General features: G+C 54.8%; 1 protein-coding gene. It reads right to left on the bottom strand.

What is annotated here, in order from left to right; all coding sequences use genetic code 11:
• A partial coding sequence (locus tag GPK94_RS15835; protein ID WP_215656268.1) for a DNA topoisomerase 3 occupies positions 1-1,916 on the bottom strand: 1,916 nt, incomplete at its 3' end.
• Positions 1,917-1,922: the final 6 nt, after the last annotated feature.

Raw genomic sequence — 1,922 nt, 5'->3', positions numbered from 1 at the left:
CATTTGTTGTTTTTCCAGATTGCAAATTTGCAAGAATCATTCTGACAGAAGAAGCCTTTTTGCAGTTCTGCAACTTCACCGCCGCAGCGAGGGCATTTGCCCACCACCTCACGGGGCGGAGTGAACAGGTACTCAGTTCCCTTGATGACCTGATAAGTCCCCACCAGATCTTTCAGCATGGTGCTGATCCCGTCCAAAAACTCCTCCGGGGCAAGCTGCCCGCGCTCGATCTCGCCCAGTCGGTACTCCCACTCGGCAGTCAGAAGCGGCGATTGCAGTTGTTCCGGCAGAACGGTGATCAGGGAAACTGCATCGTGGGAAGGGAGAAGCTGCACCGTTTTCCTGCTCTTTTTTCGTTCCAGAAAACCGGCAGATACCAGCTTTTCCAAAATACCGGCACGGGTGGCCGGTGTCCCCAGACCTTTTCGCTCGGCATCCTCCGGCATATCCTCTTTTCCAGCAGTCTCCATCGCGGACAATAGGGTGTCCTCCGTAAAGTGCTGGGGCGGACTGCTTTTGCCTTCTTTGACGATTGCCGCAGAAACCGAAAGGGTCTGTCCTTCAGTCAGCTCCGGCAGGGCTTTCTCTGCACCCTCTTTTTTCGGCTCTGCATCCTTCGTTTTGGCACGGTAAGCGTCCTCCAGTGCTTTCCATCCGGGGTGCTTCACCGTTTTTCCCTTGGCGGTAAATTTCCCACCGGCACACGCTGCAATCACAACGGTTTCCGAATAGATATGGGGCTGGGCCACGGCGCACAGCAGGCGCAGGGCCACCAGCTCCAGCACTGCTTTTTCTCCCGCAGGAAGGGCAGAAAGGTCTGCATCCTTGAGATTTCGGGTGGGAATTACTGCGTGGTGGTCGGTTACTTTCTTATCGTTGATGACCGCACCGGCATCACAGGAAATGGCGATCCCTTTCCGAAACGGCATAGCATTGGCAACCAGATTCACCAGCACCGGCAGGCTGTCTGCCATATCACCGGTCAGATAGCGGCTGTCAGTACGGGGATAGGTGCAGAGCTTCTTTTCATACAGGCTTTGCAGATAGTCCAAGGTCTGCTGGGCCGTAAATCCAAGCAGACGGTTGGCATCTCTTTGCAGGGTAGTCAGGTCATAGAGGGCAGGTGGCTTTTCGGACTTTTCCTTGCGCTCCACCTTTTTGATTGTGACATTTGCACCCTGACAGGCTTCTTTCAGTTGTTCGGCAGCAGCTTTATCCGCCATGCGCTCTCCGGATACGGTAAGACCGGGCAGCTCCAGCGCCACGGTATAAAAGGGGACCGGCTGAAAGGTGTCGATCTCAGCTTCTCGCTGAACAATAAGCGCCAGCGTCGGGGACATCACGCGCCCGATGTTGAGGGTTCGGTGATACAGCACGGAAAAAAGCCTTGTCGCATTGATTCCCACCAGCCAGTCGGCCTTGGCACGGCAGAGGGCAGCATCCCGAAGTCCGTCATAGTCCGCACCGGGGCGCAGGTTTGCAAAGCCCTCCCTTATGGCAGAGTCCTCCATCGAAGAAATCCAGAGCCTTTTCATCGGCTTTTGACAGCCTGCCAGCTCATAGACGCTGCGGAAGATCAGCTCGCCCTCGCGTCCGGCATCACAGGCATTTACTACCTCCGTCACATCCGGGGCGTTCATCAGCTTTTTGAGAATATCAAACTGCTTTTTCTTATCCTTTCCCACTACCATCTGCCAATGCTCCGGCAGAATAGGCAGGTCATCATATCGCCACTTGGCATACTTGGGATCATAACTGTCTGCATCCGCAAGACCGGCCAGATGGCCCACGCACCAGCTGACACGCCAGCCGTTACCATCCAAATACCCGTCCTTACGAGCGGTTGCACCGATTACCGCAGCCAGACTTTGTGCAACCGATGGTTTTTCAGCGATTACCAGTTTATATCTCATCATCTTCAG

This window comes from Pseudoflavonifractor sp. MCC625, assembly GCF_018784545.1.
In the GTDB taxonomy this organism is placed as follows: Bacteria; Bacillota; Clostridia; order Oscillospirales; family Oscillospiraceae; genus Pseudoflavonifractor_A; species Pseudoflavonifractor_A gallinarum.
This window is presented reverse-complemented; position numbering and strand designations above follow the sequence as displayed.